Origin of the sequence: Paraburkholderia sp. SIMBA_030, from assembly GCF_046535245.1 — a bacterium.
Taxonomy (GTDB): domain Bacteria; phylum Pseudomonadota; class Gammaproteobacteria; order Burkholderiales; family Burkholderiaceae; genus Paraburkholderia.
In genome coordinates this window covers 1-21,819 of the sequence record NZ_JAWRXB010000038.1, presented here as the reverse complement: position 1 = coordinate 21,819, position 21,819 = coordinate 1, and the positions used below count along the sequence as shown (strand labels likewise).

21 protein-coding genes, 2 tRNA genes and 1 pseudogene are annotated in these 21,819 nt (G+C 62.1%); 11 read left to right on the top strand and 13 right to left on the bottom strand.

The genetic code is table 11. The features are described 5' to 3' along the window. Positions 1 to 39: 39 nt before the first annotated feature. From SB772_RS38130 to SB772_RS38115, 4 genes are all read right to left on the bottom strand, one after another. Complete coding sequence (locus SB772_RS38130; protein ID WP_410838268.1) at positions 40 to 789, bottom strand: SDR family NAD(P)-dependent oxidoreductase; 750 nt, start codon at positions 787 to 789, stop codon at positions 40 to 42. A 185-nt stretch (positions 790 to 974) separates the two neighbouring features. Next, complete coding sequence (locus SB772_RS38125; RefSeq protein ID WP_410838267.1) at positions 975 to 1,871, bottom strand: LysR substrate-binding domain-containing protein; 897 nt, start codon at positions 1,869 to 1,871, stop codon at positions 975 to 977. Between the two features lie 372 nt (positions 1,872 to 2,243). Further along, positions 2,244 to 2,885, bottom strand: a complete 642-nt coding sequence (locus SB772_RS38120; protein WP_410838266.1) for an HD domain-containing protein — start codon at positions 2,883 to 2,885, stop codon at positions 2,244 to 2,246. Between the two features lie 125 nt (positions 2,886 to 3,010). Further along, positions 3,011 to 4,084 (bottom strand): GlxA family transcriptional regulator, encoded by a 1,074-nt coding sequence (locus SB772_RS38115; protein WP_410838265.1) that lies wholly within the window; start codon positions 4,082 to 4,084, stop codon positions 3,011 to 3,013. 354 nt (positions 4,085 to 4,438) lie between these two features. On the opposite strand from SB772_RS38115, the gene SB772_RS38110 reads away from it, so the two are divergent. The 4 genes from SB772_RS38110 (at position 4,439) to SB772_RS38095 (ending at position 7,446) form a co-directional block, all read left to right on the top strand. Further along, positions 4,439 to 4,885 carry a metal-dependent phosphohydrolase gene (locus tag SB772_RS38110; protein WP_410838264.1) on the top strand — a complete coding sequence of 149 codons (447 nt, stop codon included), beginning with the start codon at positions 4,439 to 4,441 and terminating at the stop codon, positions 4,883 to 4,885. 248 nt (positions 4,886 to 5,133) lie between these two features. After that, on the top strand, positions 5,134 to 5,631 hold the full coding sequence (locus SB772_RS38105; RefSeq protein ID WP_410838263.1) for a carbonic anhydrase: 498 nt from the start codon (positions 5,134 to 5,136) through the stop codon (positions 5,629 to 5,631). A gap of 181 nt (positions 5,632 to 5,812) precedes the next feature. Next, positions 5,813 to 6,694, top strand: a complete 882-nt coding sequence (locus tag SB772_RS38100) for an NAD(P)H-binding protein (protein ID WP_410838262.1) — start codon at positions 5,813 to 5,815, stop codon at positions 6,692 to 6,694. A gap of 32 nt (positions 6,695 to 6,726) precedes the next feature. Further along, positions 6,727 to 7,446 (top strand): SDR family oxidoreductase, encoded by a 720-nt coding sequence (locus SB772_RS38095; protein ID WP_410838261.1) that lies wholly within the window; start codon positions 6,727 to 6,729, stop codon positions 7,444 to 7,446. Positions 7,447 to 8,027: 581 nt separating this feature from the next. Here SB772_RS38095 and SB772_RS38090 read toward each other — a convergent pair. The 4 genes from SB772_RS38090 to hemL form a co-directional block, all read right to left on the bottom strand. Next, positions 8,028 to 8,219, bottom strand: coding sequence for a hypothetical protein (locus SB772_RS38090; protein ID WP_410838260.1), 192 nt, complete (start codon positions 8,217 to 8,219; stop codon positions 8,028 to 8,030). 323 nt (positions 8,220 to 8,542) lie between these two features. Then, a complete protein-coding gene (locus SB772_RS38085; protein ID WP_410838259.1) occupies positions 8,543 to 9,190 on the bottom strand; it encodes a riboflavin synthase in 648 nt (215 codons plus the stop codon). A 16-nt stretch (positions 9,191 to 9,206) separates the two neighbouring features. Further along, positions 9,207 to 10,364: a bifunctional diaminohydroxyphosphoribosylaminopyrimidine deaminase/5-amino-6-(5-phosphoribosylamino)uracil reductase RibD gene (gene ribD / locus SB772_RS38080; protein WP_410838258.1), complete on the bottom strand. Its 1,158-nt coding sequence runs from the start codon at positions 10,362 to 10,364 to the stop codon at positions 9,207 to 9,209. Between the two features lie 72 nt (positions 10,365 to 10,436). Next, positions 10,437 to 11,720, bottom strand: a complete 1,284-nt coding sequence (hemL, locus tag SB772_RS38075) for a glutamate-1-semialdehyde 2,1-aminomutase (protein WP_410838257.1) — start codon at positions 11,718 to 11,720, stop codon at positions 10,437 to 10,439. 277 nt (positions 11,721 to 11,997) lie between these two features. Here hemL and SB772_RS38070 point away from each other — a divergent pair, with 277 nt between their 5' ends. Both SB772_RS38070 and SB772_RS38065 read left to right on the top strand, forming a co-directional pair. After that, positions 11,998 to 13,218 carry a Bcr/CflA family multidrug efflux MFS transporter gene (locus SB772_RS38070; protein WP_410838256.1) on the top strand — a complete coding sequence of 407 codons (1,221 nt, stop codon included), beginning with the start codon at positions 11,998 to 12,000 and terminating at the stop codon, positions 13,216 to 13,218. 202 nt (positions 13,219 to 13,420) lie between these two features. Beyond that, a pseudogene (locus SB772_RS38065) lies at positions 13,421 to 13,639 on the top strand (hypothetical protein); the annotation flags it as partial. An 85-nt stretch (positions 13,640 to 13,724) separates the two neighbouring features. On the opposite strand, the gene SB772_RS38060 reads toward SB772_RS38065, so the two are convergent. The 4 genes from SB772_RS38060 to rph all read right to left on the bottom strand — a co-directional run bounded on the left by SB772_RS38060 (position 13,725) and on the right by rph (position 16,476). After that, positions 13,725 to 13,814 (bottom strand) — tRNA-Ser (locus SB772_RS38060). Between the two features lie 55 nt (positions 13,815 to 13,869). Then, a complete protein-coding gene (gene hemW, locus SB772_RS38055) occupies positions 13,870 to 15,099 on the bottom strand; it encodes a radical SAM family heme chaperone HemW (protein ID WP_410838255.1) in 1,230 nt (409 codons plus the stop codon). Further along, complete coding sequence (rdgB, locus tag SB772_RS38050; RefSeq protein WP_410838254.1) at positions 15,096 to 15,743, bottom strand: RdgB/HAM1 family non-canonical purine NTP pyrophosphatase; 648 nt, start codon at positions 15,741 to 15,743, stop codon at positions 15,096 to 15,098. Before rdgB ends, hemW begins: the two co-directional genes overlap by 4 nt. Continuing rightward, entirely contained in the window at positions 15,736 to 16,476 is a 741-nt protein-coding gene (rph, locus tag SB772_RS38045) for a ribonuclease PH (RefSeq protein ID WP_410838253.1), read from the bottom strand. Before rph ends, rdgB begins: the two co-directional genes overlap by 8 nt. A gap of 224 nt (positions 16,477 to 16,700) precedes the next feature. On the opposite strand from rph, the gene SB772_RS38040 reads away from it, so the two are divergent. The 5 genes from SB772_RS38040 to SB772_RS38020 all read left to right on the top strand — a co-directional run bounded on the left by SB772_RS38040 (position 16,701) and on the right by SB772_RS38020 (position 21,641). Continuing rightward, positions 16,701 to 17,624, top strand: coding sequence for a YicC/YloC family endoribonuclease (locus SB772_RS38040; protein WP_410838252.1), 924 nt, complete (start codon positions 16,701 to 16,703; stop codon positions 17,622 to 17,624). Between the two features lie 18 nt (positions 17,625 to 17,642). Beyond that, positions 17,643 to 18,323: a guanylate kinase gene (gene gmk / locus SB772_RS38035; protein WP_410838251.1), complete on the top strand. Its 681-nt coding sequence runs from the start codon at positions 17,643 to 17,645 to the stop codon at positions 18,321 to 18,323. A 60-nt stretch (positions 18,324 to 18,383) separates the two neighbouring features. Next, the gene (gene rpoZ, locus SB772_RS38030; RefSeq protein WP_006025620.1) at positions 18,384 to 18,587 is read left to right on the top strand and encodes a DNA-directed RNA polymerase subunit omega; all 204 of its coding nucleotides are present in this window, start codon (positions 18,384 to 18,386) and stop codon (positions 18,585 to 18,587) included. Between the two features lie 96 nt (positions 18,588 to 18,683). Next, positions 18,684 to 21,038 (top strand): RelA/SpoT family protein, encoded by a 2,355-nt coding sequence (locus SB772_RS38025; RefSeq protein ID WP_410838250.1) that lies wholly within the window; start codon positions 18,684 to 18,686, stop codon positions 21,036 to 21,038. Positions 21,039 to 21,152: 114 nt separating this feature from the next. Continuing rightward, positions 21,153 to 21,641, top strand: a complete 489-nt coding sequence (locus tag SB772_RS38020) for a phage protein NinX family protein (protein WP_410838249.1) — start codon at positions 21,153 to 21,155, stop codon at positions 21,639 to 21,641. 101 nt (positions 21,642 to 21,742) lie between these two features. Here the strand turns inward: SB772_RS38020 and SB772_RS38015 are convergent. Next, a tRNA-Arg gene (locus tag SB772_RS38015) sits at positions 21,743 to 21,819 on the bottom strand.

Sequence of the window (21,819 nt, the reverse complement as noted above, 5' to 3'; positions counted from 1 at the left end):
GCGTTGACTCATCCGCCGCGATCGCGGCGAATGTCATCCTTAGTGAATCAACATGCCGCCGTTGACGTCGAGCGTGATGCCCGTGAGGTAGGTCGACAGGTCGCTCGAGAGGAACAGGCAGGCGTTCGCGACGTCCGCAGCATCGCCGAGCCGGCCCAGCGGAATGCCCTTGATGACGTCGGCGCGCATCTCCGTCGTGAGCTTGTCGCCTGTGATGTCGGTCTGAATGAGACCTGGAGTGATCGAGTTGACGCGGATGTTGTCCGGGCCGAGTTCACGCGCCATCGCGCGAGCGAGACCGAGCACACCTGCTTTGGCGGCGCTGTAGTGCGGGCCGCCGAAGATACCGCCGCCGCGTTGCGCGGAAACGGATGACATACAGACGATGCTGCCGCTTTTCTGCTCTCTCATTTGCGGAATGACCGCTTGCGACATGTAGAGCGTCCCGCGCAGGTTCACATCGATGACCGCGTCGAAGTTGTCCGGTCCGATGTCCATCGTCTTCAACGGCTGGGTGATACCGGCGTTATTAATCAATCCATCGACGCGGCCGTACTTCTCGACGACCGCCCTAGCGGCAGCAACGCATGCGGCCTTGTCGGTCACATCGCAGGCGAGGCCGAGGTGTCCTTCGCCGAGGTCACGCGCGGCGCTCTCGGCGTCTTCCTTGCGGAGGTCCAGAATCACCACTCGTGCGCCCTGGGCGGCAAGCGCTTTTGCAGTCGCCTTGCCGATGCCACGCGGCGAGGCTGCACCGGTTACGATTACGACTTTGCTGTCGAGCAACATGTTTGTCTCCATGGATCGTGTTAGTTGGTAGACGCAGTTTCAGCGCTTCAACCATCTCGATCAATGCAGTCCGGCTCAACTATTGCTGACGAATTTTCAGGTGTCGCGGCGGCGCTAAGTTGCTGGTCGGAAGGAGGTCAGCGCCTGGGATCGAACGCCTGGCGCCAGTGCCCGACCGGCATGGGCTAGCGTGCCGTTGAGTCGCGGCCGACTTCGTGCTTGGCCCAGGCGAGGAACCTGGCGACGCGCGGCAGATCCGCGTTCTGGGAAGGGTAAACGAGGTGATGGGCGCTGACCTCGACCGCATACGTGCGATCGAAGACCGGTACTAGCGAACCTCGTTTGAGATGGACCGATGCGAGCATCGTGCTTTCGAGCGCGATGCCGTGTCCCAGCGCCGCGGCTTCGAGCGACATGTACGAACGGTCGAACGCGAAATCGTATGCCTTGCGGGACACCGCGACGCCGAACTTTCCGAACCATTGCTTCCACTGCACGAGCGGAGTCTCCGAGAAGATCAGGCGGCGCTCGAGCAGGTCCTCGGGGGTGCGCACCGGAAATTTTCTCAGGTATTCCTCCGATGAAAGAGGCGTGATGAATTCATTGCGAAGCGTTTTGATCTCGCCGTCGGTCCAATGCGCATAGCCGTGTCGCACGTCGACATCGTAGTAGCCGGACGTGAATGAAACATCCTCATATGAACACGCCAGATTCAATTGAATGTCGCCGTTCGCTTCCTGGAATGAAGCGAGGCGCGGCAGCAGCCACATCAGTCCGAAGCTGGGACTCGAATGAATGCGAAGGATCTCCACGCCCGACTCGCTCGATGCGCGCTCCGTCGCGCGGCTCAGATCGGCGAGCGATCCGGTGACATCCGCCAGATATTGCTGACCCGTCGGCGTCAGCACGAGTCCCCGCCCCAGTCTCGTGAACAGGGCCCTTCCGACCATGGATTCGAGGTTGGCAATCTGATGGCTGACCGCCGATGGCGTTAACCCTAATTCATCAGCCGCCCGATTCACGCTCTTTGTGCGGGCGACACTCTCGAACGCGATGATGGACTTTAGTGGTGGGATGCGCATTGTCCTGGATGCAGAGGTTGGGAACCGTCTTGGGTCAGGGTCTACTGCTTCGCTACTGGCAATTCCAGAATGTCGCGTACCCGGGGGCTAAAGGCAAGCCGGGGTTCCGCCGATAGGCGATCGGTTCACAGAGGCGCGAGACGTTGTGCGAATACGAGGGCCGAGCCGGGTGACCGAAAGCATCCGGCAGTCGGGAAGTGGCGGGTCCTGGGCCGAACCCGGTCCGACGTTGAACGAGCAGAGGCGGCTGCGATTGATCGGTTCGCGGCGGGCAGACGCGGCAACAGAGCGGACGTGATCACAGTGGCAAGAAGGCCGCCAATAAACGCTTGCTTCCGCGACCGTGGTGCAGTTGCGCATCACGTGAAAGGCTCAGCTTTCGAAAGGCGCCCCAAGGAGTAAGTCGCAAACGTTGGGAATCTCGAGACCAGGGACAAGGCGACGTCCAACGTCGGCCAGACCTGTTCCGATGGCAGTGTGTGGCTTCCGTCTCGCGACCTCGGCTAGCGCCTCCGTGAACGCCTCCTTGAAGCCGAGCCGCGGGTAGAGCGCGAGCGTGTCGTCGATCAGTTGGGGTGAGATCTCGTCCATCCTAAGCCCCAGGACGTCGACGTGAGCGCCGAAGTGGACGAGCGCGACTTCCGGCTCCCTGCGATCGGCGATTTCGGCGGACGAGTGAAGGGCGATGGCATCCCAGACGATGTCGACCTTTGTCTTCGGATAGTCGTGCACATGCAGAAATCTGCTCGCGGCGTCGGCGCCATCCACTTCGAAGCGCTTGTCCGCAATGTGATCTTTCGACAGACCCAGGTCGTGAAGAAGCGACGCAAGATAAACCAGCTCGCGGTCGTACTTCATTTGCCGCTTTTTGCCGATGAACTCAGCGAACCACCATGTCCGGTGGACATGATTGAGAAACGGCTTCGAATGGGCTTGCTCGACGAGAGCGGCCGCTTTGCGGACGAGCTCCGAGTCCGGCGCAGTTATGCCTCCGATGATGACAGGGGTTTTCATATACTTTCCTCAAAAGTCTGATTCGAAAAAATAGTTCACCCTGTCTTTGGCGGCAATGACAAACAGCCCTCGTCCCGGGACATTCGTTCGCTCCGACGGAAAAAGCATCTCTGCCGGGTTGCGCGTCAAGACTTCGGCTGTCCGAAGCGGCTGCGATAGTCCTGCGGAGACACGCCATAAACCTTTGCGAATGCCCGGCGCATCCGTTCGTCATCTCCAAAACCGGTCCGACGCGCGATGACTTGAATAGGATCGCGCGCGGATTCGAGCAGACGTCTGGCCGCTTCTATGCGGATCTTCTCGACGGCCCGCGCAGGGCTTTCCCCGGTTTCGCGAAGATAGACACGAGCGAAGTTGCGTGGGCTCATCCGCGCTGCGTCCGCGAGTGCCGGAATGGATAAGTCCGCTTCGAGATGGGTTCGAATCCAATCGTGAAGGTCGTCGAATCGGCCGCGCGCGTCGCGCATCTGCTGACGCAGTTCCATGCTGAACTGCGATTGACCGCCGGGTCGCTTGAGAAAAAGAACCATGCCGCGCGCCACATTGAGCGCCGCCAGGTGGTCCAGATCGTCCTCGATCATTGCCAGCGCCATGTCAATCCCAGCGGAGACACCGGCCGATGTCCAGATATGATCGGAGGTGACAAAAATCGCGTCCGGCTTGACGTTGATGGTCGGGTGCTGGTCCTCGAGCCGGCTGCACGCAGCCCAATGTGTCGTCGCATCGCGGCGATCCAGAACGCCCAACTGAGCGAGGACGAACGCGCCCGTGCAGACGGAGCCGAGCCGACGAGGCCGGTCGAGATAACCCACGAGCCTCGCCCGAAGCGATGCAGTCGCGTCAGCGGGCATGATCAGGTCGGCGCCGGCAACGAGCAGCGTGTCGACGGAGTCGATCACTGCGTCGTCGAGCCGTACGGTTTCCAGCTTGACGCGAGTATCGGTGGAGACCGGGCCGCCCGCCTCGGAGGCAAGAACGACCTGATAGGCGGGACGACCATCTTCAAAGCAGGCGTCGCAGAATGCTTGCAGCGGACCGGATATGTCCATCAGCTTGGCACCGTCATAAGCGACGATGACAACCTTGCGAGGTACTTGTCCGTCCGAATTGTCGGTCTTAGCCATTTGCCTGAGGCATCGAGGTGTCGCGAGTTTCCCGGATTGCAGATCCAGCCAGCAACCTTCGAGGTCCGCCGGCACGCACGACGACAAGACCGCCGGGAGCAACTGGCGGCGCGTCCTGGCGACAGGTTATAGGCATTTGGTGTGCGGCAGCAATGACAATTACCCCTCTTTTTCTGCCGCCGCTGTTATAGGCCGGCCTGACTGGGCGTCTCGAGGGCGGATGGTTCGACGTGGGCTCACGCAATTCGCACTGAATGCGGGCGGGACGGGCGCGCACGCTACCATTCGGCAGAAAACGAGGTGTGAATGTCAATTGCGGAATGGTTCGTGATCCTATACTCGGCTGACTATTTTGACAGTCAGCCAGACAGGACATTCTCGTGATCTCAGATATCAAGGTACCGGACAGCAGCATTGTCCGCGAGAGCCGTGCTGCACGATCTGGGACTTACCGATCATGCCCCCGGTCCTCACCGCTTCGAAATTGAAGGCGCTAGTGCGGCGCGGATGTTCCTTGTTGAACAAGGCGTATCGGAGGATCGTGCACAGAAGGTTTGGGACAACATCGCGCTGCATACGTGGGATATGAATCATTTCAGGGGGGACACCAGCCGCCTGATGCAGTTGGGCCTGGCGTATGACGTCTCTGGCGTGGCCGGCGCGCAGCTCGACCCAGCAGACGTCGCCGAAGTGCTACGACGATACCCCCGCCGGAACTTCAAGCGCGCTTTCAACGAAATGCTCAATCACGAGGTCGACTGCAAGCAGCCGTACCCGCACTGGTTTCACATTTGCTCCCGCGTTGCGCACAATCGGTCGCCGCTCACAATCGTGGATGCACCGGTTGTGCTGGACTGGGCGCCGTTCGACGAATGAGCGGTGCTTCGAGCGCCTGTGTTGCTGGCAGAAATCGAGGGCTCAACGTCATTTGTGCGGCAGTTCGACAAACCTATACTCGGTAGCGATAGCAGCACCCGAACGCTGCCTTCGTTTAAGCAAAGACCGTACAAAGTGGAGCAAGCCAAATGACCAAATACAGCGAATTCGAATTCAGGACGCAACCGTGGTTTGACCCGGCATGGTTCGATCGGTCCGCCTTCCAGGGATTCAATCAGTTCATCCCGATGAAGACCATCGTGATCCACTGCTTTGATCCGCGGGCATCCGAAATACCGCAGGCTGTCGCCGACTATTTCGGGGACGAGGTCTATCCGGGCGAAAACATTCTCGACGAAGCCGGCAACCGGATCGGCAACACGCGGACGCTGTTCGCCGTGTCGAACGCGGGTGGCCGTGCCTTTTCGGCTCTTCAATCGGTCGCTACGATGGACTATCTTTTCAAAGTACAAAACGTCGTGGTGGTGCATCACTCATTCTGCGGCGCGACGGCTTTCACGCCGGAGACTCTTGTCGACGAGTTCCATGATCACCACCACGCCGATATCTCAACAATGTTCGATCAGGATAGCCTCGCCATTTCACATTTCGAGGAGTCGATCAAACACGATGTCGAGCTGCTTCGTACCAGCCCGGCTGTACCGAAGGACGTCAAACTCTACGGCTTCTTCTATGAGATGAATTCTGGCGAGTTGACGGAGGTGGTGCGGGACATTCCAGCATAGCTGGCGTCGCTGCTGGGCGAAATATGGCAACAGATCGCAGCGATCAAGGCAGAAACGGAGACATCGAACGACGCCTTCGTTCGCCTCAAAATGTGCATATACACATAATGGTGACGCAAAAATCGGCTCGCGTCATGCCTCGGAACGCAATACCCCTGAACTTATGCAATGGAGAATCATCATGCAACAACGCAAGTACCTCATTACCGGCGCCACGGGCAAAACAGGCGTCCATACCGTCAATAACCTGCTCGAAGCCGGGCACGCGGTGCGCGCCATGGTGCGCACCGAAGACGCGCGCAGCGCGGCGTTGCGTGCCGCTGGCGCCGAAGTAGTAGTAGGCGATCTGCTCAATCACGACGACCTGATTCGCGCCACCTCGGGCGTCACGGGTGCGTATCTCTGCTATCCGGTGCGCCCGGGCTTCATCCAGGGCACCGCTTATTTCGCCGATGCCGCGCGCCGCGCCGGCCTGGAAGTCGTGGTGGAAATGTCGCAGATATCCGCGCGCGAAAACGCGAAGAGCCATGCCGCGCGCGATCACTGGATCGCGGAACGCGTACTGGACTGGTCGGGCGTGCCCACCATTCATATCCGCCCGACATTTTTTTCCGAATGGCTGATCTTCCCGTGGGTGCTCGACACGATCGTCAAGGAAGGACAGATCGCACTCCCGTACGGCGAAGGGCGCCATGCACCGATCGCAGCGGAAGACCAGGCCCGTTTCATCGCTACCGTACTCACGCAGCCGCAGGAGCACGTCGGCAAGGCGTATGAGTTGTGCGGTCCCATCGAAATGGATCACGGCGACATCGCGAACGAAATCAGCAAGGTCATCGACAGGAAGATCGTCTATCGCCCGGCCACGCTCGACGAATACCGCGCGCATTTGCAGAAGTACGATCTTCCCGAGTTTGCAATCCAGCACTTCATTGAAGTCGCCGTCGATTACCAGAACGGCGTATTCAGAGGCTCCGACCACGTGATCGAGCAGGTTACCGGGAAGGCGCCACAAACGGTTGAGGAGTTCGTTCGCGCCAGGCGCCCGCTCTTCCAGCCGTGATTCGTTACGCCATCCTCACCAAGGAGATTGAAATGAAGATTGAGAACTCCGTTGTATTTGTGACCGGCGCCAGCCGCGGACTGGGTCTCGCATTCGCGCGCGAGGCGCTTGCCCGCGGCGCGGCCAAGGTGTACGCCGGCGTACGCAATCCGGCGGCCTTCAGCGAGCCCGGCATGGTGCCCGTCGCACTCGACGTGACGGACCCCGCTTCGGTCGAGTCGGCCGCGAAAGCCACGCCGGATGTCACCATGCTCGTCAATAATGCAGGAATCGCGGAAATTACCGGGTCGCCATTCGCCGACAGCGCGGAAGATCAAGCCCGCCGCATCTTCGAGACGAACTACTACGGCGTCATGCGTGTGACCCGCGCTTTCGAGCCCTCGCTTCCCGACGACGGCAGCGGCGCTATCGTCAACGTGCTTTCCGACGTCACCTGGCGTTCGGTGCGGATTCTCGCGCCGTATGCGGCGTCGAAAGCTGCGGCGTGGAGCTTCACCAACAATGTGCGAGCCCATCTGAAAGAAAGGAATATCCGCGTGGTGGGCTTGCACGTTGGCTTCGTGGATACCGATCTCACGAAGGACTTCGACGTTCCGAAGGCGAATCCCGTCGACGTCGTCCGGCAGACGTTCGACGCGCTCGAAGCGGGCGAGAGCGAAGTGCTGGCGGATGCCGGTACCCGGGCGCTGAAAGCGACGCTTTCTTTGACAGTCCCGGGATACATCGATCCCGATGTCCTCGAAGGGAGGTGAGCGGGAAGAAGCGTCGCCGCTTCCCGGGGCGGCGCCATTCGCCATCAATGGCGGCTCTGTCAGCGAAAGACGGGCGATGCTTGATACGGCGGCTCGCTGGGCAAGGCGTGATCGGCCAAGGCACCGTTCTGACGCGACGGTCAGTAACACAGGCAGGAGCCGTCGTTCGGGGAACTCGTAGACAGTTTGGACGAGTGGCGGCAGATGGCCGTACCCGGAAATTCGCGCCGGCCCAACGGACATGGATCGCTCAGTAACGCGAGCCTCCTTTGTCGACCCATTGCGGCCTCTCGCCATTCTCCAATCCGAACGCTCGCCGACGAATCAAGCCGATGTCGTGGCGTCTTCACCAGAAACAGCATCCCCTGCCTTGATCATCGTCGCTTCGATCCAAGCGTTAGGAATCGCTCGTCCCCACGCAGCGTAAATAGGAGCAAAAGCAATTTGCGCCTCATCCAGAAATGTCTCTGTCTCCCCGAGGGTCACGCTGTCACCCTCGCGCGTCGAATGACGTCTCCTGGCCGGCTTGAGTCAGACGCGCATTTCGCATTCACCAGCATTCCACTGGAGGCGCGTGGCGTTCAGAGAACCCGAAGGTTTCGGATGTTTCCGATGGTCGGCGACCGGTTTAGGATAAGTTCTGCGATGTACTCGGGCAGGAGCGCGCGGGGAATGTTGCCAGGAATGCCTCCTACGAACTGCGACGGAACCTGAACGATGAACGCGTCGGGATCGCTTTTCAGGCTGTGCTCGTAACTGACTCGGTAATCCATATGGGTATGGTGCGGCCTATGGTCTGGCGGGTAGCTGATCTGACGCTCGACCTGCAGTTTTTGAATGGCGAGCTGTGTACGTGGAAAACCGGTGAAAAACTGCGAATTCTCTGCTCTGCTCTATCTCCGGGGATCGCCGCCGATCCCAATGCCGGCGCGGTAGACAGCCGGTTTGGCTGCGCCGGGAGGCGTTTTCCCGGAGGCGTGACGGTATACTTGCCGCAGGAAAACGACGGTATAGCGTCAAGTATACCGTCACGAAACCGTAGATTTAGCTGGACGCAGTGAGACGACAATATATGCTGATTCTTGGAAAAGTTCAGTTATTTAAACGGGTTATGGCCGTCCCGAGACGTGCTGAGCATCCGCTCCACGTACCGCGCGATCAAATCGATCTCCAGATTCACCTGCGAACCTTCATGCAGATTCTTCAGCGAGGTCACCTGGACCGTATGAGGAATCAGGTTGATCGAAAACTCGCAGCCGTCGTCGCGATCTTTAACCGAGTTGACGGTCAGGCTCACGCCGTTGACGGTAATCGAGCCTTTGTACGCCAGATAGCGGCCGATTTCACGCGGTGCCAAGACGCGCAGTTCATGCGACTCGCCGACCGGCGCGAAATGCGTGACCGTGCCGAGGCCGTCCACATGCCCGGACACGATATGGCCGCCGAGCCGGTCATGCGCGCGCAGCGCCTTCTCGAGATTCACCTCGCCCGGCTCGCCGAGGCCGGCCGTGCAGTTCAGGCTTTCGCGCGACACGTCGACTTCGAACGAATGCGCGGTTTTTGCAACAACCGTCATGCAGGCGCCCTGGATCGTGATGCTGTCGCCCAGTTGCACGTCGTCGAGATCGAGGCCGCCGGCTTCGACGTTCAGGCGTACGCCCGCGTCGCCGTCCGTCTTGCCGTCGTCAGCGAGGGGTTTGACTGATGCGATGCGGCCGACCGCCGCGACGATTCCTGTAAACATCGTGCTGGTTCCTCGATCAATTCGAAGTAGGTTGGGGTGCGGGTCCGGGCTCGGCTTCGGGTGCGGGATGCGGCACGAAGCGCGCGAGAATCCGCAGATCGTCGCCGATCCGGTCGACCGCGTGGAAGTTCAGTTGCACGCGGCCCTCGAGCGTGTCGGGCGCGAGCAGATTGAACATGCTCATCGAGTCCGTGCCGAGCAGACTCGGGGCGAGATAAACCAGCAGTTCGTCGACGCAGCCTTCGCGCAACAGCGAGCCGTTCAGCTTGTAGCCCGCCTCGACATGCAGTTCGTTGACGCGGCGTTCGCCGAGTACTTTCAGCATCGCGGGCAGGTCGACCTTGCCGGCCGCATTTGCTAGTTGCACGATCTCCGCGCCGCGCTCGCGCAGCGCGTTAGCGCGTTCGGTATGACGCTGATCGAGATTGCCGCAGAAAATCAAGGTGGGCGCGCCCGCCAGAATCTGCGCTTGCGGCGGCACGTCGAGCTGGCTGTCGATCAGGACGCGTTGCGGCTGGCGCGGCGTGTCGACGGCGCGCGCGGTCATGCGCGGATCGTCTCCCTTGACGGTGCCGATGCCGGTCAGAATCGCCGACGCGCGGGCGCGCCACGCGTGACCGTCGGCGCGCGCCGCTTCGCCGGTGATCCATTGACTGGCGCCCGAGGGCAAACCGGTGCGGCCGTCCAGCGACGCCGCCACTTTCATGCGTACCCACGGGCGGCCGCGCGTCATGCGCGACACGAAGCCGATATTCAGTTCGTGCGCTTCGTTGGCGAGCAGCCCGCAACGCACTTCGATACCGGCATCGCGCAGCATGCTGAGACCGCGCCCGGAGACCTGCGGATTCGGGTCCTCCATCGCCGCGACCACACGCTCGACCTGCGCGTCGATCAACGCATTCGCGCACGGCGGCGTGCGGCCGAAGTGGCTGCATGGCTCGAGCGTCACGTAGACCGTCGCGCCGCGCAGGTCGTGGCCGCGCGAACGCGCGTCTTTCAATGCGCGGATTTCGGCGTGGTCCTGGCCGGCAGGTTGTGTGAAGCCTTCGCCGATCACCTCGCCGTTCTTGACCAGCACGCAACCGACGCGCGGATTCGGGTCGGTCGTGTACATGCCGCGCCTGGCCAACGCGAGCGCGCGTTCCATATGGACGAAATCGGTTTGCGAAAACATCGTTGTCCGCTCGGGTTCGGTGGCTAGGCTGTGTCGTTGAGTGTCGGGTTCGCGTTCGTGTTGTCGCCGGCCTCAGGCCGCAAGCGAGGCGAACGCGCCACGCGCTGCGTCGATCGTGGCGTCGACAATCGCTTCGTCGTGCGCGATCGACACGAAGCCGGCTTCATACGCCGACGGTGCGAAGTACACGCCCGCGTCGAGCATCTTGTGGAAGAACGCGTTGAAACGCGGCACGTCGCTCTTCGTGACTTCGGCGAAGCTCGTCGGGATCGATTCGGTGAAGTACAGGCCGAACATGCCGCCAAGCGAATCGGCCGCGAACGGCACCTTCGCTTCGCGCGCGACATTCGCGAGACCCTGCGCGAGACGCGTGGTGCGCGCGGCGAGCGTGTCATAGAAGCCCGGCGCCTGAATCAGTTGCAGCGTCTTCAGGCCCGCGGCTACCGCGATCGGATTGCCCGACAGCGTGCCCGCCTGGTAGACGCCGCCGAGCGGCGCGAGGTGAGCCATGATGTCGCGCCGTCCGCCGAAGGCTGCCGCCGGCATGCCGCCGCCGATGACCTTGCCCAGACACGTGAGATCCGGCGTGATGCCGTAGACCGCTTGCGCGCCACCCAGGGCGACGCGGAAACCGCACATCACTTCGTCGAAAATCAGCACCGAGCCGTACTCGGTGCACAGACGCCGCAATGCCTGCAGGAATTCGGGCGTGGCGCGCACGAGGTTCATGTTGCCCGCGACCGGTTCGACGATCACCGACGCGATCTCGTTGCCGAACGCCTTGAACGCTTCCTCGAGTTCGGCGACGTTGTTGTATTCGAGCACGGTGGTGTGCTTGGCGATGTCGGCCGGCACGCCTGCCGAAGTCGGATTGCCGAACGTGAGCAGGCCCGAGCCGGCTTTGACGAGCAAGCTATCCGCGTGGCCGTGATAGCAGCCTTCGAACTTGACGATGCGGCTGCGGTTCGTGAAGCCGCGCGCGAGACGCAGCGCGCTCATGGTCGCTTCGGTGCCGCTCGATACCATGCGGACCTGCTCGATCGACGGCACCAGTTTGCAGATTTCCTCGGCGATTTCCACTTCGGATTCGGTCGGAGCGCCGAAGGAGAAGCCGTTCACCAGTACGCGCTGGACCGCTTCGAGGACTTCCGGGTGGACGTGGCCGAGGATCATCGGGCCCCACGAGCCGATGTAGTCGATATAGCGGGTTTTGTCGGCGTCCCAGAAGTAGGGGCCTTCGGCGCGCTCGATGAAGCGCGGGGTGCCGCCTACCGAGCGGAATGCTCTTACCGGCGAGTTCACGCCGCCTGGGATGGTGCGCTGTGCGCGCTCGAAGAGGGTCTGGTTTTTGGACATGGGTGGTGGCGATGCCTTTGGATTCGGGATTGCGCAGCGGCGCGGGAGGGTGACTTTTTTGCGCTTCGCGCGGCGCTGGGGTTGGTGGGGAAATTGTACCGGAGTCAGCGTGAAGAGGTTTTTGCGTTCGTTTCCATGCGCGCCGCGACGCTCGGACGCCCCGTTCGATGGCGTGGTGAACGTTGTCCCTCGCGTACAATTGACGCCGTCAAGCTGCTGTTTCATGTTTCACCGTGTTTCGCTGCCAATGGCGGCGGAGCGCTTCATCTGGATTCCCATGTCTCACGCCACCAGACGCCGGCCCGATGGCCGGCTGATTCTGTTGCTCGGCGCGCTTGCCGCGTGCGGGCCGATTTCCATCGACATGTATCTGCCCAGTCTGCCAACCATTGCGCAGGCCTTCGCGGTCGGCACCGGCACCGCGCAGACGACGCTCACCAGTTTCATGTTCGGCTTTTCGATCGGCATGCTGTTGTACGGTCCGCTGTCGGATACGTACGGTCGACGCCCCGTGCTGCTCGGTGGCATCGTCATGTATGCGCTGGCGAGCGTCGCGTGTGCGCTGTCGTTCTCGATCGGGTCGCTAGTGACGTTCCGGTTCGTGCAGGCGCTGGGCGCGGGCGCGGCCTCGGTGCTGGCGCGCGCCATTGCCCGCGATGCGCACGGGCCGTCCGACGCCGCGCGCGTCCTGTCGATGCTCGCCATCGTGACGTCGATCGGGCCGTTACTCGCGCCGCTGATCGGCGGGCAGTTGCTGCTGCTCGGCGGCTGGCGCGTCGTCTTTGTCGTCCTGACGCTGTTCGGTGCCGTGTGCGCCGTCACGGCGTTCCTCAAGGTGCCGGAAACGTGGCCGCGCGAAAAGCGTGCACAATCGGCGTTGCTGCAATCGTTCGGCGCCTACGGCAAGTTGCTGCGCGATCCGGTCGCGTGGGGACACATGTTGTGCGGCGGGATGGCGTTCGCTTCGATGTTCGCCTACATCACGGCGACGCCGTTCGTGTACATCGAGTACTTCCATGTGTCGGCACAGCATTACGGGTTTCTGTTCGCGCTGAATATCATCGGCATCATGTTCGGCAACTTGATGAATACGCGTCTGGTCGGCCGGCTCGGCTCGCTGCCGATCATTTCGTTTGCGGCTACCGTCAGTTGCGTCGGATCGTTGTTTGTCTGTCTCGTGTCGTTGACCGGCTGGGGCGGCTTGTGGTCGATCGTGTTCGGCCTGTTCTTCGTGGTCGGCGTGGTGGGGCTGCTGTCCGCCAATTGCACCACTGATCTGATGCATCGCTATCCGATGAATGCCGGCGCTGCGGCTGCGGTGTTCGGCGCGGTGCAGTTGGCGCTCGGCGCACTGTCGAGTCTGGCCGTTGGGCTCTGGCAGGACGGCTCGCCCAAGGGAATGGGCATCGTGATCGGTGTCGCGGGCACGCTGAGTTACGTCGGCCGGATTCTGGTCGTCAGGTGGCACAGAAAGAAGGCGGCCGTGGTTGCCGCCTGACGGTGACCTGCTCGGCGGCGGCGATCCCGTTTGCCTGCATGGAACCGCGCAACGGCTCCTGAGCCTGCAAGCAGGGCGCTTGCGCCAGCCCACCGGGCGCGTAACAGAGCGACTACGGAAAACACCAGGTGTTGCGTGCGCGCGACCGTGCGGTTCAATTTGCGTTGCTATGATGGAGACACTGTTCCTCGGAGCGGCAATCATGGCGATCAGAGATTTGATGAACGGCGAGCGGCAACATGCTGCCTTCGCCGAAGCGCAGAAGCTGGCAGACAGCGGCGCATATCACGATTACACGGACATCGAATACGTCTTGCGCTTTGATTACGGTTTGTCTGATGTATCGACCCTGCTCGATAGTCAGTTGATGCACCGTGACCTGAATCGCCGTTGCGCGGACGCGCGCGAAAAGCTAGATCTGCTTGATACCGATGGCACGGGAGTGGGGGATTCTTTGCCGGGCACAAATGAAAAACGGGCCAAAAGGCCCGTATCCATTGAGATTCTGGCGGAGGCGGTGAGATTCGAACTCACGGAAGGATCACTCCTTCGCCGGTTTTCAAGACCGGTGCCTTAAACCACTCGGCCACACCTCCAAGCCCGAAATTGTAACCTGAAAAATCCCGGCTGCGTCGTCCGGATGAGCCGCAATCACTGCGGATCTTTCAGAAACAACGCCTGCAGATCGTTCAGAAAGGCCTGACCGAGCGGCGTCGGTGCAATCTTTTCGTGATCGCGCGTAATCAGCTTGCGCCGTTCCGCCTCCTGCAAAGCCGGCTCGATCGACGTCATCGACAGCCCCGTGCGTTCGATAAACCGATACACCGGAAACCCTTCCACCAGCCGCAGCGCGTTGAGCATGAACTCGAACGGCAGATCGCGCGGCCCGACCTCGTGTTCTTCCTGCACCGCCGTGCCGGCCCTGGCCTGCTCGATGAAGGTGGTCGGATGCTTGTAGCGCGCCTGACGCAGCACGCGGTTCGGAAACGACAGCTTGGTATGCGCGCCAGCCCCAATGCCGAGATAGTCGCCGAAGCGCCAGTAGTTCAGATTGTGCCTGCTTTGCCGGTGCGGCTGCGCATACGCCGACACCTCGTAGCGGGTGTAACCGGCCGCCGTCGTACGCTCGTGAATCCAGTCCTGCATGTCGGCGGAGGCATCGTCGTCGGGCAGCGCGGGCGGGAATTTCGCAAACAGCGTGTTCGGCTCGAGCGTCAGGTGATACAGCGACAAGTGCGGCGGCGCGTACGACAGCGCCGTTTCCACGTCGGCCTGACATTCGGCAAGCGTCTGCTGCGGCAGCGCGAACATCAGGTCGAGGTTGAAGTTGTCGAAGGTGGTCGATGCGACTTCGACCGCATGACGTGCTTGCGTCGCGTCGTGAATCCGGCCGAGCGCTTTCAGATGCGCCTCGTTGAAACTCTGAATGCCCACCGACAATCGATTCACACCGCTCGCGCGAAACTGCGCGAACTTCGCGGATTCGAAGGTGCCGGGATTGGCCTCGAGCGTGATTTCCGCGTCGGCGTCGAGCGGCAACAGCGCACGCACGTCGGACAGCATCCGGTCGAGCCCGGCCGCCGACAGCAGGCTGGGCGTGCCGCCGCCGATGAACACCGTATGCACCTGACGTCCCCACACGAGCGGCAAGGCCATCTCGAGATCGGCGCGCAACGCATCGAGGTACTCGGCCTCGGGAAACGTGTCGCCTTTCCACTCGTGCGAATTGAAATCGCAATACGGGCACTTGCGCACGCACCACGGAAAATGCACGTATAGCGCCAATGGCGGCAGCGACGTCAGACGAATGCTGCCCGGCGATGTAAACGCCTTGATGACGCCATGGCCGATATCGGCGGGGGCCGGTTTGATCGGAATCACGCTTCCTCCGTCAAACGCGCGAGCAGATGCCGCAAGGCAATCGCGCGATGGCTGCTGGCGTTTTTTACCGAGGGTTCGAGTTCAGCTGCGCTTGCGTTCAGCGACGGCAAGAAAAAGTGCGGGTCATAGCCGAAGCCGTTGGCGCCACGCGGCATATCGAGAATCTCGCCTTGCCAGCGGCCTTCGGCGATCAACGGTTCGGGATCGTCCGCGTGACGCACCAGCGCCAGCACGCAGTAGTAGTAGGCGCGGCGATCGGCCTCGCCTTGCAGCGCCGAGACGAGGCGCGCGTTATTCGCCGCGTCGCTTTTCTCGCCGCCCGCAAGCTGAGCGTAGCGCGCCGAATAAACGCCCGGCGCGCCGCGCAGCGCGCGCACGCACAGGCCGGAATCGTCGGCGAGTGCGGGCAGGCCGGTGAGCTTCGCCGCATGACGCGCCTTGGTCAGCGCGTTTTCGACGAAGGTCGGATGCGGCTCTTCCGCCTCGGGCACGTTCAACGCGCCTTGCGGAATCAGCTCGATGCCGGCCGAGCCGAGCAGCGCCGCGAACTCGCGCAGCTTGCCCGCGTTGTTCGACGCCAGCACGACTTTCCGCAACGGCGAGCCTGAAGCAACGCCGCCGTTGGTTTGATGAACCTCACTCACCCTTGTGCTCCAACGCTGCTTTCTGCTTCGCGATCAGCATGTTGATGCCGTCGCTCGCGAGATCGAGCAGCGAATTCATTTCGTCGCGCGAGAACGGCACGCCTTCGGCGGTGCCCTGAATTTCGACGAAACCGCCGGCGCCTGTCATCACGACGTTCATGTCGGTGTCGCACTGCGAGTCTTCATCGTAATCGAGATCGAGCACCGGCAGGCCGTCGTACACACCGACCGAAATCGCCGCGACGTAATCGCTGATCGGCGAGCTTTCGATGCGGCCGGCCGCCAGCAGTTTCGACACGGCGTCATGCGCGGCGACGAACGCGCCGGTGATGCTGGCGGTGCGCGTGCCGCCGTCGGCCTGGATGACGTCGCAGTCGATATGCAGCGTGCGCGCACCGAGCTTCTCAAGATCGAACACCGAGCGCAACGCGCGGCCGATCAGGCGCTGGATTTCCTGCGTGCGGCCGGTCTGCTTGCCGCGCGCCGCTTCGCGGTCGCTGCGCGTGTGAGTGGCGCGCGGCAGCATGCCGTATTCGGCGGTCAGCCAGCCCTGGCCGCGGTCGCGCAGAAACGACGGCACTGTTTCAGCGATGCTGGCCGTGCAGATGACCTTGGTGTCGCCGAATTCGACCAGAACCGAGCCCTCCGCATGCTTCGTGTAGTGGCGCGTGATGCGCACGTCGCGCAGCTGATCGGCCTGGCGGCCGCTGGGGCGTTGAGTGTCGTTGGTCATGTCGGGAATGGTCTGGAAGAAAAGCGGGAGGGAAAACGCGATTTTACCGCTGATAGCGGAGGCGGCCATCCGTGGGGCAGCTGCCCTCATCTGCCGGGGCTCTCCAAGGGGCCTTACCGTCAAAAATGGGATAATGCCGGTTCTCCGCCCCGCGTCTCGTACACGCCGGGCGATTCGACTCTACGGCCATCGTCGAACGCATGGCCACAATCGCGAGATATACGATGATCTACAGCATGACAGGCTATGCGAGCGCCACGCGCGAACTCGTTGCGGCCTCAGGCACAGGTGGCGTGAGCGTATCGGTCGAACTGCGCACGGTGAACTCGCGCTTCCTCGATCTGAACTTCCGCATGCCGGAAGACGTGCGCGTCTGCGAACCGACGCTGCGCGAAATGCTGATGAACAAGCTCTCGCGCGGCAAGGTCGATATCCGTATCAACCTGCAGCGCAGCGAACAGTCGGCCAACGCCGGCTCGGTCAATCACGATGCGCTGACGCAACTCGCGCTGCTCGAGCGCACCGTGCTGTCGACGTTCCCGGAAGCAGGACGTCTGCGCAGCGGCGAAATTCTGCGCTGGCCGGGCGTGCTGGCCGAAACCGGCGTCGCGCCGGAAGTGTTGCGCGATGCGGTGCTGGCATGCGGCAAGCAGGCGATTGCCGATCTGATCGACGTGCGTGCCCGCGAAGGCGCGCAACTCGCGACGATGCTGCTCGCCAACGTCACCGAAATGGAAGCGATCGTCACGAAGATCACGCCGCTCGTGCCGGAGTTGATCGCGAGGCATCAGCAGAAGATCGTCGAACGCTTGCAGGAAGCGCTCGGTATCGCCGCGCCGGATACGGCCGCGACGATCGTCTCGCGTGAAGAAATCAACGAACGGATTCGCCAGGAAGTCACGATGTACGGCATCCGCATCGACATCGCCGAGGAATTGTCGCGCCTTACGGCTCACCTGAACGAAACGCGTCACGTGATCGAGAAGGGCGGCAAGGTCGGCAAACGCCTGGACTTCATGATGCAGGAGCTGAATCGCGAAGCGAACACGCTCGGCTCGAAGGCGGCCGCGAAGGAACTGGCGGATTCGTCGATGACCTTGAAGCTGCTCATCGAACAGATGCGCGAGCAGGTACAAAATCTGGAGTAAGGCTGGAGCACCGACAATATGACCGACCACACACGCGAAACCAGCGCACCGCGCAATCCTTACGCCGGTGCCTATCCCGGCAACCTGTTTATGGTGGTCGCGCCTTCGGGCGCGGGCAAGTCGACGCTCGTGAACGCGCTGCTCGCCGGCGACGAGGCGATCCGTCTGTCGATCTCGTACACGACGCGCCCGCCGCGTCCGAAGGAGCAGGATGGCGAGCACTATCACTTCACGACCGTCGACGATTTTCTGACGCGTCATGCCGCCGGCGAGTTTCTGGAAAGCGCGGAAGTGCACGGCAACTACTACGCGACCTCGCGCGTGTGGATCGAAGAGCAGATGAAAAGCGGCCACGACGTGCTGCTCGAAATCGACTGGCAGGGCGCGCAGCAGGTGAAGAAGCAGTTTCACAACGCAGTCGAAATCTTCATCTTGCCGCCGTCGCTCGACGCGCTCGAAGAGCGTTTGAAAAAGCGCGGCCAGGACGAGCCGAATGTGATTACGCGGCGTCTGCTTGCCGCCGGTAGCGAGATGGCGCACGCGGCCGAAGCGGAGTACGTCGTGATCAACGACAACTTCGATCGCGCGCTCGGCGAACTGCGGTGTCTCGTGGCCGCGACGCGTTCGCGCTTCGCCTCGCAATACGCGCGCCACACGCAGCTTTTCGTGCAGCTCGGCATTCACCTGCCGCACGCGTGAGCGCGGCGGCGTACCGAGCACATAAGGTAGAATAAGCAACATACTGAGAAGGAACCCAACATGGCCCGCATTACCGTCGAAGACTGTCTCAAACAGATCCCGAATCGTTTCGAACTCGCGCTTGCCGCAACCTATCGCGCGCGTCAGCTCGCTCAAGGCCACACGCCGAAGATCGAAAGCCGCGACAAGCCCACGGTCGTCGCATTGCGTGAAATCGCAGCTGGCCAGGTCGGCGTCGAAATGCTGAAGAAGGTGCCGGTTTAAGGCGCACTGTTCCGTTTTCGATTGCCACGAATTTGCCACACGTAATTGCATCAACGTGCAGACCGGCGTCTAACCCTAACCGCTACGGAGGCGAAAATGAGTGCTACCCCGCCCGCCGCCACGGAAGTGGAACACGACGCCGACTCGCCCTCGTCTGCACGGAAGTACATCGACGCGGTCCTCGAACAGTCGTTTCGCCATCTGTTCGGGCCGACCGCCACGCCGGAGCAACCGCGCCGGCATGACGTCGTTTCGATCGCCAGGCTGACGTCTGTCTTGTCCGGCTACCTCCAGCCGGAAGAGATCAAAGAGGTCAAGGCGGCGTTCCATTTCAGCGACGAAGCCCACCTCGGCCAGTATCGCCAGAGCGGCGAACCCTACATCACGCATCCTGTCGCCGTCGCGGAAATCTGCGCCGGCTGGAATCTCGACGCCCAGGCGATCATGGCGGCGTTGCTGCATGACGTGATGGAAGACCAGGGCGTGACCAAAGCCGAACTCGCCGAGCGATTCGGCGCGAAGGTCGCGGAACTGGTCGACGGGTTGTCGAAGCTGGACAAGATGGAGTTTCGTAATCGCGAAGAGGCGCAGGCGGAAAACTTCCGCAAGATGCTGCTCGCGATGGCGCGCGACGTCCGCGTCATTCTGGTGAAGCTCGCCGACCGGCTGCACAACATGCGCACGCTGGGCGCGGTGCCGCATGAAAAGCGCCGCCGCGTGGCGCGCGAAACGCTGGATATCTACGCGCCGATCGCGCACCGGCTCGGCCTGAACAACACGTATCGCGAGTTGCAGGACCTGAGCTTCGCGAACTTCAATCCGCATCGCTACGCCACGCTTGAAAAAGCGGTGAAGGCGGCGCGCGGCAACCGTCGCGAAGTGGTCGGCAAGATTCTCGAGTCGGTGCAGCGCGCGATTGCCGACGCGAAGCTCGACGCCGAAGTCACCGGCCGCGAGAAAACCATCTTCAGTATCTACAAGAAGATGCGCGACAAGCAATTGTCGTTTTCGCAGGTGCTCGACGTGTATGGCTTCCGCGTGGTGGTCGAAAGCGCGCTGGAGTGCTACACCTGCATCGGCGCGCTGCATGCGCTCTACAAGCCGGTGCCGGGCAAGTTCAAGGATTACATCGCGATCCCGAAGGTCAACGGCTATCAGTCGTTGCACACCACGCTGGTCGGTCCGTTCGGCGCACCGATCGAGTTCCAGGTGCGCACGCGCAAGATGCACGAGATCGCCGAAGCGGGCGTGGCCGCGCACTGGCTGTACAAGAATGGCGGCGCGGATCTGAACGATGTGCAGAAGCGCGCGCATCAGTGGCTGAAGTCGCTGCTCGACATCCAGAGCGAAGCGGGCGATTCGAGCGAATTCCTCGAACACGTGAAGATCGATCTGTTCCCGGATGCGGTCTACGTGTTTACGCCTAAGTCGAAGATCATGGCGCTGCCGCGCGGCGCCACCGCGCTCGACTTCGCGTATTCGATCCACAGCGACCTGGGTAACCAATGTGTCGCGGTGAAGATCAACAACGAACTGCTGCCGCTGCGCACCGAGCTGAAGAGCGGCGACATCGTCGAAGTGATCACGGCGCCGTATTCGAAGCCGAATCCGGCCTGGCTAGGGTTCGTGCGCACCGGCAAGGCGCGTTCGGCGATCCGCCATTACCTCAAGACGATGCGGCTGAACGAATCCGTGCAGCTCGGCGAGCGCCTGGTGGATCAGGCGCTGAAGGGCTACGGGCTGGCGCTGTCGGACGTGACGCCGGAAGCGTGGGAAAAGCTGGTGCAGTGGACGGGTAACAAGAACCGTCAGGAAATCTTCGCGGATATCGGGCTGGGCCGGCGTGTCGCCGCGGTCATGGCCAAGCGTATCGAAGTGCTGATGAGCGGCCGCGACGCCGACGACGACGGCTCGCGCGACGGCACAGCGTCGCATGCGCCGCCGGTGGTCATCACCGGCACCGAAGGGATGTCCGTGCAGCTGTCCGCATGCTGCCGTCCTATTCCGGGCGACGACATCATGGGCTACATCGGCATCGGCCTCGGCATGGCGATCCACACCACCGACTGCCGCGTCGCGCAACGGATCCATCGGCGCGATCCGGGCCGCTGGATCGACGTCGCCTGGGCGCCGCAGCCCGGGCGTCTGTTCGACGTCGCCGTCAAGGTGCTGGTCAAGAATACCAAGGGCGTGTTTGCCCGCGTCGCAGCGGACATCACGTCGGCGGATGCGAACATCGTCCACATCGCGATGGACGAAGACCTGTCGCAGGAATCGACGGTGCTACGCTTCGTGATTCAGGTCAGCGATCGCGTCCATCTCGCGAACGTGATGCGGCGTGTGCGGACCAATCCGGACGTGATGCGCATCGCCCGCGAACGGCCGAGCGACGAAGGACATCACCGTCACGACGGCGGCATGCGGGTCGATCGCGAGCGGGCGGACTACTGATCTGACGGCTGCGTCAGGTTACCTCGGTTGCTTCGAGTTGTTTCCGGCGGCCCAGTTCGAATCTGAGCACCCGGTGCACTCGCGAGTCTTGCCTGAGCTTCAGGGGGAGCGCATATGCATGTAACCGACCTCACCGGCGTGACGCTCGACTATTGGGTCGCCCGCAGCCTGCACGACTTCGTGCGCGAAATCCACTTTACCGACAGCGGCGAAACCGTCTCGATCCGCGGCAACGACCGCGGCCGGGCATGGGATGGCCGCTTCACGCCCTCTACGTCATGGGAAGCGGCGGCAGCGGTGCTGGAGCGCGCGCAGCGGCTGGAGGTGCGCGAGCGGGCCGATCACGGCCCGGCGCATTGCGTCGCTGAATTCGAAGGCGGACATCGAACGGTGGAAGGGAGAGGGGAATCGCTGCGGGTCGCACTGCTGCGGGCGTTTGTCGAAAGCCGTTTCGGCGACAGCGTCGACGACGTGATGCATCAGGCGCAGGCGCTGTTTGGCACGAGGGCGGAGCCGATCGATGAGCAAAATGCCGGAGCGTCCTTCGAAGACATACCGAAGCCCGATGCGCAGATAGGCGACATCAAATCGGAGCCGCGATAGTAGACATGGCAGCGGCGCTGCAGCGGCATTCGGGCAGACGCGGTCTGACAAACCCGGCCTGAAAAAACAAAGGGCCTTCCGATCGGAAGGCCCTTCATAGATGGTGCGGCTGGCAGGATTCGAACCCACGACCCCTTGGTTCGTAGCCAAGTACTCTATCCAACTGAGCTACAGCCGC

Excerpts from the sequence above, each read along its gene's own strand:
- SB772_RS38025 (WP_410838250.1), top strand. The coding sequence starts at position 18,684 with ATGAGTGCTACCCCGCCCGCCGCCACGGAAGTGGAACACGACGCCGAC.
- SB772_RS38070 (WP_410838256.1), top strand. The coding sequence starts at position 11,998 with ATGTCTCACGCCACCAGACGCCGGCCCGATGGCCGGCTGATTCTGTTG.
- rpoZ (WP_006025620.1), top strand. The coding sequence starts at position 18,384 with ATGGCCCGCATTACCGTCGAAGACTGTCTCAAACAGATCCCGAATCGT.
- gmk (WP_410838251.1), top strand. The coding sequence starts at position 17,643 with ATGACCGACCACACACGCGAAACCAGCGCACCGCGCAATCCTTACGCC.
- SB772_RS38130 (WP_410838268.1), bottom strand. The coding sequence starts at position 789 with ATGTTGCTCGACAGCAAAGTCGTAATCGTAACCGGTGCAGCCTCGCCG.
- SB772_RS38100 (WP_410838262.1), top strand. The coding sequence starts at position 5,813 with ATGCAACAACGCAAGTACCTCATTACCGGCGCCACGGGCAAAACAGGC.
- SB772_RS38085 (WP_410838259.1), bottom strand. The coding sequence starts at position 9,190 with ATGTTTACAGGAATCGTCGCGGCGGTCGGCCGCATCGCATCAGTCAAA.
- hemL (WP_410838257.1), bottom strand. The coding sequence starts at position 11,720 with ATGTCCAAAAACCAGACCCTCTTCGAGCGCGCACAGCGCACCATCCCA.
- SB772_RS38105 (WP_410838263.1), top strand. The coding sequence starts at position 5,134 with ATGAAGACCATCGTGATCCACTGCTTTGATCCGCGGGCATCCGAAATA.
- ribD (WP_410838258.1), bottom strand. The coding sequence starts at position 10,364 with ATGTTTTCGCAAACCGATTTCGTCCATATGGAACGCGCGCTCGCGTTG.
- SB772_RS38095 (WP_410838261.1), top strand. The coding sequence starts at position 6,727 with ATGAAGATTGAGAACTCCGTTGTATTTGTGACCGGCGCCAGCCGCGGA.
- SB772_RS38020 (WP_410838249.1), top strand. The coding sequence starts at position 21,153 with ATGCATGTAACCGACCTCACCGGCGTGACGCTCGACTATTGGGTCGCC.
- SB772_RS38090 (WP_410838260.1), bottom strand. The coding sequence starts at position 8,219 with ATGGATTACCGAGTCAGTTACGAGCACAGCCTGAAAAGCGATCCCGAC.
- rph (WP_410838253.1), bottom strand. The coding sequence starts at position 16,476 with ATGACCAACGACACTCAACGCCCCAGCGGCCGCCAGGCCGATCAGCTG.
- SB772_RS38040 (WP_410838252.1), top strand. The coding sequence starts at position 16,701 with ATGATCTACAGCATGACAGGCTATGCGAGCGCCACGCGCGAACTCGTT.
- SB772_RS38125 (WP_410838267.1), bottom strand. The coding sequence starts at position 1,871 with ATGCGCATCCCACCACTAAAGTCCATCATCGCGTTCGAGAGTGTCGCC.
- SB772_RS38120 (WP_410838266.1), bottom strand. The coding sequence starts at position 2,885 with ATGAAAACCCCTGTCATCATCGGAGGCATAACTGCGCCGGACTCGGAG.